Source organism: Chryseobacterium sp. FR048, from assembly GCF_056844665.1.
On sequence record NZ_JBXDSE010000010.1, the window covers coordinates 195600 to 202706 of the forward strand.

Annotated in this window: 8 protein-coding genes; 7 read left to right on the forward strand and 1 reads right to left on the reverse strand. The window is 36.5% G+C overall.

From position 1 onward, the window contains the following. Positions 1–10 precede the first annotated feature (10 nt). From AC106K_RS24145 to AC106K_RS24170, 6 genes are all read left to right on the forward strand, one after another. Positions 11–1144 carry a helix-turn-helix domain-containing protein gene (locus tag AC106K_RS24145; protein ID WP_482448101.1) on the forward strand — a complete coding sequence of 378 codons (1134 nt, stop codon included), beginning with the start codon at positions 11–13 and terminating at the stop codon, positions 1142–1144. A 57-nt stretch (positions 1145–1201) separates the two neighbouring features. Then, positions 1202–1852, forward strand: coding sequence for a DUF2306 domain-containing protein (locus tag AC106K_RS24150; RefSeq protein ID WP_482448103.1), 651 nt, complete (start codon positions 1202–1204; stop codon positions 1850–1852). Positions 1853–1937: 85 nt separating this feature from the next. Continuing rightward, positions 1938–2282: a hypothetical protein gene (locus AC106K_RS24155; protein ID WP_482448104.1), complete on the forward strand. Its 345-nt coding sequence runs from the start codon at positions 1938–1940 to the stop codon at positions 2280–2282. A 58-nt stretch (positions 2283–2340) separates the two neighbouring features. Further along, positions 2341–2727, forward strand: a complete 387-nt coding sequence (locus AC106K_RS24160; protein WP_482448105.1) for a cupin domain-containing protein — start codon at positions 2341–2343, stop codon at positions 2725–2727. 130 nt (positions 2728–2857) lie between these two features. Beyond that, positions 2858–4261, forward strand: coding sequence for a dihydrolipoyl dehydrogenase (gene lpdA / locus AC106K_RS24165; protein ID WP_482448106.1), 1404 nt, complete (start codon positions 2858–2860; stop codon positions 4259–4261). Between the two features lie 181 nt (positions 4262–4442). Continuing rightward, positions 4443–5294: a proline and serine-rich protein 1 family protein gene (locus AC106K_RS24170; protein WP_482448107.1), complete on the forward strand. Its 852-nt coding sequence runs from the start codon at positions 4443–4445 to the stop codon at positions 5292–5294. A gap of 282 nt (positions 5295–5576) precedes the next feature. Here the strand turns inward: AC106K_RS24170 and AC106K_RS24175 are convergent, their stop codons facing one another. Further along, a complete protein-coding gene (locus AC106K_RS24175) occupies positions 5577–6023 on the reverse strand; it encodes a hypothetical protein (protein ID WP_482448108.1) in 447 nt (148 codons plus the stop codon). Between the two features lie 127 nt (positions 6024–6150). On the opposite strand from AC106K_RS24175, the gene AC106K_RS24180 reads away from it, so the two are divergent. Then, positions 6151–6978, forward strand: coding sequence for a CvfB family protein (locus AC106K_RS24180; protein WP_482448109.1), 828 nt, complete (start codon positions 6151–6153; stop codon positions 6976–6978). The last annotated feature ends 129 nt before the right edge of the window (positions 6979–7107 follow it).

A 7107-nucleotide genomic window follows, 5' to 3' on the forward strand; every position in this document is an offset into this window, starting at 1 on the left:
TGATCAGCTTATGATATTGGAAAGTCTTTCTTTTTCAGGGATTACAGTGGCATTGATGTGCATAGCCTTGCTGTTGTCTAAAAAGAAAAATATTTCTGCAGACTACTACCTTATCATCTGGCTGCTGGTATGTTCCGCCAACCTTGTCTACTATCTGTTTCCATCCTTATTTTCCGAAGTATTCCAACCTTTTGGTTTTGCACTTCCGGTACTGAGCATGGGAATACTTTATCTGTATGTCATTTCAATTACGTTCAATATCAAGTTCAGTTCCGCATACCTGATCCGGCATTCTGCATTCTTTATTGCATATAGTTTACTTTTTATTGCTGTTTCCGAATTATACAGCAGGATAGGATTTAGAAATAGCATTCCTTATTTCATAGAAGAAAACCGGAATGGGCTGCTGGATCTGATGACCATCCCGATGGCCGTTGTTCCTGTTTTTTATATTGTTCTGTGTTTTTTGGCTTTAAAGAAATACCAGAAAAAGCTTCCCGAATACTATTCTGCTCTGGAAAAAATTAATCTCAACTGGCTAAAGTATATTATAGTTTCCCTGATCATCCTTTTTATCGGCGTTTTCTGTATGATTGCTTTGGGAACCCAGGCTGATGTGATTCCTTTTGATAAGATCTTTCAGGCTGTGGCACTGGTACAGAGCGGATACCTGTTCTGTATTGTATTCTTCAGTCTCAGGCAAAGTCTTGTTTTTAATCAGCCGGTTTCTCTTGATCCGCCGGTGGAGAAAGAAAAAACGGAGAAAAATATTGCTCAGAATGACAGCAGATCCCAGGAAATATCTTATCAGCTGCTGAAGTTTATGGAAGACAATCGGCCTTATCTGGAGGAAGATCTGAGTCTTCAGAAGCTGTCTCTGCTAATGAATATTTCGACCCATCAGCTTTCACAGGCTATTAATCAAAATCTCAATACGAATTTTTACAAGTTTGTGAATGCCTACCGCGTAGAGGAAGTAAAGAAAAAACTTAAAAATCCTGAGTTTGAAAAATATTCCATTCTGGGAATAGCCTTCGAATCCGGTTTTAATTCCAAATCAACATTCAACAAGATCTTTAAAGAAGAAACCGGGATGACCCCTTCCGAATTTAAGCGATCCGAGTCCACTGGAAAAGAGTCCTAACCGATCATATAGGACGACCGGACCTGTATTTTAGAGGACTTTTGCCATTAAAAAAGTATGGATACTCCTCTTCATTTAAGTAACATTATCGTACATGTCATCAGTGGAACAATAGCGCTCATTGTCGGATTCGTGATCCTTTTAAAGAAAAAAGGAACTCCTTTACACCGGAAGCTAGGTTACGTTTTCATGTACTGCATGATCATTGTGGTAACAACAGGAGCTTTCGGAGTAATCGTATTCAAGAGAAACCTCTTTCTTTTGCTGATCACTATTCTGGCGGGGTATAATACCTATTCGGGTTTCAGGATTTTAAAGGAGAAAACCAACCGTTTTTATGTGAAAGATCTTTTGGCAATGCTGGCAGCTCTTACCATAGCAATCGTTTTTATATATTACCTTAAATTGATAGGTTTCTATTGGAATCCTGTGGTTATTTATTCAGGAGTAGGATATTTGCTGCTGGTAGTTTCTTATGATATTTTCCGATACTTTATTCCGGTATCCCGATATGGCAATTTGTGGCGGTATGAACATTCGAGCAAAATGATCAGCGCAATGGGGGCTCTTTTATCCGCATTTGTGGGAACTCTTTTACCGGATTTTAAACCTTATAGCCAGATTCTTCCGTCTCTGTTGATGACGTTGATTATGATTCTTTTTAATATTAAAATTTATATCCGGTTGAAAAACGGAAGATTATCATAAAATCAGCTATACTATACTTTGGTCATAAACTTTAGGTTGGTAGGTTTTTAGTATTTTTGTACCTCAAATAAGAAATGCAATGAAAATGATTCCTAAAATAGGATGCGCCTGTGAAAAACCTGATCACACTTATACTGAATATAGAAGTTCTGAATTAGGAACAGATCATACCAACGGAAGACATGGCGAAGTAAGTATTCAACAATGCAAGCTATGTCAAAGAATATGGATTCATTACTTTGTTGAATACGAACATTATTCCAATTCAGGAAGATGGTACAAAGGAATAGTTTCCAAAAAAGACCGTTCCCAGATTACACCGGAAAATGCAGTAGAATATCTGGAAAGTCTTGAATGGTATGTTTATGGAGGTTCATTTTTTGAAAGCACAGGTACATTTGGACAAGGAAAACTGAATATTAGTCTGTAATATTCTATGCTGGTTTTATCAAAAAATAGAAGTAAAATTAATATCAAATATTAAAATAATGAAACGGCTTGTCATTACTGTTTTGATCTTGAATTCTGCTGTAATAACTGCGCAGCAGAAAGCAATTTCCAGAAAAGAACTGTTAAAAACCACTGTTGATCAGAAAGTAAAATCCACAGAAATTCAGGAGATAACAATGGCAGCAGGGCAAGGGGCTCCTGAGCATTTGCATCCCTGTCCCGTTTTAGGAATAATAAATTCTGGTGAAGCAGTTTTTCAGATAGCAGGCCAGGAAAAAGTAATACTTCATGAAGGAGATGCTTTTTATGAGCCCAAAAATGTGAAAATCCTTCATTTTGATAATGCGTCAGCTGAAAAACCACTTGTCTTTACGGCCATTTACCTGAAAGAGGGGAGTGAAGAAACTATAAAGTTCATAAAATAATACTTTTCATAAAAATAAAGCATATAATTATCATTTTTAAAATTGATAAAACTCACTTTGGTGCTTAGTAATTTATATGTAAATTTGTGAGAATTAAGATAGATAATAATAAACAAATTCATACAATAACATGAGTCAATTCGATGTTACCGTAATAGGTTCCGGTCCTGGTGGTTATGTAGCTGCGATCCGTGCAGCACAATTAGGTTTCAAAACAGCAATTATTGAAAAATATTCAACTTTAGGCGGAACTTGTCTTAACGTTGGATGTATTCCGTCAAAAGCACTTCTTGACAGCTCTGAGCATTTCGAAAACGCAAAACACAATTTTGCAGGTCACGGAATTATCATCAATGAGCCTCAAGCGGATATTGCTAGAATGATCGAGCGTAAGAACGAAGTGATCAAGCAGAATACAGATGGAATCAGCTATTTGATGAACAAAAACCAGATTACGGTTTTTGAAGGAGTAGGAAGCTTTGAGTCTGCTACTCAGATCAAAATTACTAAAAATGACGGTTCTTCTGAAACGGTAGAATCTAAATATACAATCATTGCAACAGGTTCTAAGCCTTCTACATTGCCTTTCATCTCTTTAGACAAAGAAAGAGTAATCACTTCTACAGAAGCTTTAAACCTTAAAGAAATTCCTAAGCACCTGGTAGTAATCGGTGGTGGTGTAATCGGTCTTGAATTAGGTTCCGTATACCTAAGATTAGGAGCTCAGGTAACGGTTGTTGAATTTATGGATAAAATCATCCCTGGAATGGATGGAGCTTTAAGCAAAGAATTGACTAAAGTTCTTAAAAAACAAGGAATGAAGTTCATGCTTTCTACAGCGGTTTCTGCAGTTGAAAGAAATGGTGATACTGTAAAGATCACAGCGAAAGATAAAAAAGGAGCAGAAGTAGTAGTAGAAGGAGACTACTGTTTAGTTTCTGTAGGTAGAAAACCTTATACAGACGGTCTTGGTCTTGAAAAAGCAGGAGTAGAACTTGACGAAAGAGGAAGAGTGAAAGTAAACGATCACCTTCAGACTAACGTTGCAAACATCTATGCTATCGGAGACGTAATCAAAGGTGCAATGCTTGCTCACAAAGCTGAAGAAGAAGGAGTTTTCGTTGCTGAAACATTAGCAGGACAAAAACCTCACATCAACTATAACCTGATTCCTGGTGTTGTTTATACATGGCCGGAAGTAGCAGGAGTTGGTAAAACTGAAGAGCAGCTGAAAGAAGAAGGAGTAGCTTACAAAGTAGGTTCTTTCCCAATGAGAGCATTAGGTAGAAGCCGTGCAAGTGGTGATATTGACGGTCTTGTGAAGATCATTGCAGATGAAAAAACTGACGAAGTTTTAGGAATGCACATTGTAGGAGCAAGAGCTGCTGACCTTATTGCAGAAGGAGTAATTGCTATGGAATTCCGTGCAAGTGCTGAAGATATTGCAAGAAGTTCTCACGCTCACCCAACTTATGCAGAAGCGATTAAAGAAGCTGCATTGGATGCTACAGCGAAAAGACCTATTCATATGTAATATTGATTAAAAAGATTTAATCATTTAGATATTGAAAAATAAAGAGACTGTCTCGTTTTGAGGCAGTCTCTTTGTATTTTATTTCATGATGAAAATGCTATATACCTGTAGTAAAAAATAATCTTTGAAATAATTCCTTTTTTGGCATAAAAATGGAGACTCAATTTTGAAAAATTAAGGTATGAAGAAGATTTTTATCAGTTGGGTGCTTTTGGCAAGCATCAGCTCATGGGCACAGGAAGCTGGAAAAGTAGGGAAGTTACTAAAGAATGAAGCCTCTAAGAGCGAGATGAAGGCTCCTGATGGAATAAATGATAAAAATAGAACCTCTGATTATAAGAGCTGGGGGCCTATCATTCCGGATAGAGTCAAAAACTATAAACCCGTACAGAAAAATTACGGATATGCAGAAGTATTTTTGCGAATTCCTGAGCGAGGTTTTTTCACAGTTGAGGTGGGAGATCAGATGATAGCCAATGGAAATGGGAAATACCGTTTCTTCGATTTACAGGCTGGAACAATGCCTGTATCAATTTATGAAAACGGCTTTCTGATTTATAGAACTACCTTGATGCTCCGCAATAACAATAGGACAGTTCTTGACTTTTTTACTCATGAAGGCTTGTTTCTATTAGACTCTTATCCTCTTAAAAATCAGCAATACGGTTTTAATGACTGGGATGATATTTGGAATAATCCCTATGAAAACCAATCCGGAGGAGACTGGTATCCTTCAGGAAACACTATGGATAACAATTCTTTCCGACGTTTTTTTGAAATGCTGCAGAGAAATGAGAAGTTTGACGATGGTAAATTGGCAATGATCAAACAACAGATGCGCAGTTCTATGTTTACTGCTGCCCAGATAAGGGATCTTGTAAAAGCACTGAGTTTTGATAATAATAAAATAGCTTTGGCAAAATCCATGTATTCCAATTGTGCTGACAAAAACAGATATTTCCTGGTGTACGATGCTTTTGATTTTGAAAGCAGCAAGCGGGAAGTGATGGAGTATATATCGAAATCCGAATAATCTTTTTTGCCACGGATGCACGAATATTTTAGTAACTATCAATGTGAGTAAGGCAATTTCAGAAATGAAATATTATATGCTCCTATCATGTTGGATTTCGCAAAGACGCGAGAGGATATTAAAGCAGATTATTTTTAAGGTGCAAGGATTTTATCTACGATAAAATTGAATGCTGTTTTATAATTACAGCCTATGCAAAAATCCTTTTTTATTCTTGCATCCGTGGCGATTAAAATTAAAGTATTAGCAACAAAAAGCAACAAAAATTTCCTCTAGAAATAATCACATTATTTTCATCTTATCATAAAATTTTGAACCATTGGGAGCAATATTCAGCTGCACTCCAAAAGTGATTCCTTTAAAATATTTTTCCTTATGAATAGGAAAAGCATACCCCGTATTGAGAAAAATAGCATTAAATAATGAAATCCCGATTCTGGGCTCCAATGAATAGCGGTTCCCGGATATACCAAACATAGCTCCGTTATTCATAAAGTTGATATTTGCTTCAGGAACAAATTTATCTGTCCGGTCGATGCGGGTATAAAGAACAGACGGCCCGAGAATGACTGATTTATAATTAGATTCCCCGATTCTGAATGCCAACCCGGCTTGTAAAACATTTCTTCCCGTGTAACGATAACCAACATTAATAGCTGTTTTTTCCAGGATTTGCGCATAGGAAATAATGCTGAACAGGAAAAGGGGGAGGGCAAAATACTTTTTCATGCGTAAGGTATTTTTATTCAAATGTACAGGTTTTCGAAGTGGATTGAAAGATAAAATGATTCTTGAAAATATTCAGTAGGTTAAAATCTTCAAATTTCCGTACCTTTGTCAGCTAATTTTATCATCAATGCAACTCGGAAAAACTCAGACTTTAAAAATTTCAGAAAAAATCAATTCAGGATGGATCTTAATAGATGAAGAATCCAGTGAAAAAGCTTTTCTTCCTAAAATATTCATTCGCGAAGAGCAGGAAGCAGGAGAATATGTTGAGGTTTTTGTATATCAGGATGATGATAAACTAAAGGCTACGACGGAGATTCCATTGGCTGAAGTAGGAGAATTTGCGGTAATGAGCTGTGTGCAGAGTCTTCCGAGCGGGGCATTTATGGATTGGGGAATCATCAAAGATTTGTTTATCCCTTACAAACAGCAGAAGACTAAGATCATTGAGGGGAAAAGGTATCTGGTTTACCTTTATGTAGATGAAGATATGGAACTGATCACCGGAACCACAAAATTCAAAAGAAACCCACAATATCAGGATCTGCCTTTCAAAAAAGGTGATAAAGTGGATCTGATCATGATGAACGAAAGTGAACTGGGCTGGAATGTAGTGATCAACAAACAGTATATCGGATTGGTGTATGCTTCCGATGTTTTCAAAAAGCTATATCCTTTATCAGAAGAAAAGGGGTATATCAAAGCAATCCGTGAAGATGGAAAGATCGATATTTCTTTACAACCGGAAGGTTTTGAAAATATTGACGAATTCAAACAGAAAATCCTGGACAGGCTGGAAGAAAACTATGGTCTGCTGTATGTATCAGATAAATCTTCTCCTGAAGAGATTAAAGATGAACTTCAGATGAGTAAGAAGAACTTCAAAAGAGCCATTGGAGGACTTTATAAAGATAAAATTATCGATATTCAGGAAGATAAGATCAAATTACTATAAAAAATAAAAAGAGGCTGTCTCAAAAGTGAGGCAGTCTTTTTTTTGAGCATAAAAAAAGGAAAGCTTTTGCTTTCCTAATATTTGCAAATTGATTAATTTGCTGTGTGTTAAGTAATTCAAAGGTAGTCT

Excerpts from the sequence above, each read along its gene's own strand:
- AC106K_RS24155 (WP_482448104.1), top strand. The coding sequence starts at position 1,938 with ATGATTCCTAAAATAGGATGCGCCTGTGAAAAACCTGATCACACTTAT.
- AC106K_RS24170 (WP_482448107.1), top strand. The coding sequence starts at position 4,443 with ATGAAGAAGATTTTTATCAGTTGGGTGCTTTTGGCAAGCATCAGCTCA.
- AC106K_RS24160 (WP_482448105.1), top strand. The coding sequence starts at position 2,341 with ATGAAACGGCTTGTCATTACTGTTTTGATCTTGAATTCTGCTGTAATA.
- AC106K_RS24150 (WP_482448103.1), top strand. The coding sequence starts at position 1,202 with ATGGATACTCCTCTTCATTTAAGTAACATTATCGTACATGTCATCAGT.
- AC106K_RS24180 (WP_482448109.1), top strand. The coding sequence starts at position 6,151 with ATGCAACTCGGAAAAACTCAGACTTTAAAAATTTCAGAAAAAATCAAT.
- lpdA (WP_482448106.1), top strand. The coding sequence starts at position 2,858 with ATGAGTCAATTCGATGTTACCGTAATAGGTTCCGGTCCTGGTGGTTAT.
- AC106K_RS24175 (WP_482448108.1), bottom strand. The coding sequence starts at position 6,023 with ATGAAAAAGTATTTTGCCCTCCCCCTTTTCCTGTTCAGCATTATTTCC.
- AC106K_RS24145 (WP_482448101.1), top strand. The coding sequence starts at position 11 with ATGATATTGGAAAGTCTTTCTTTTTCAGGGATTACAGTGGCATTGATG.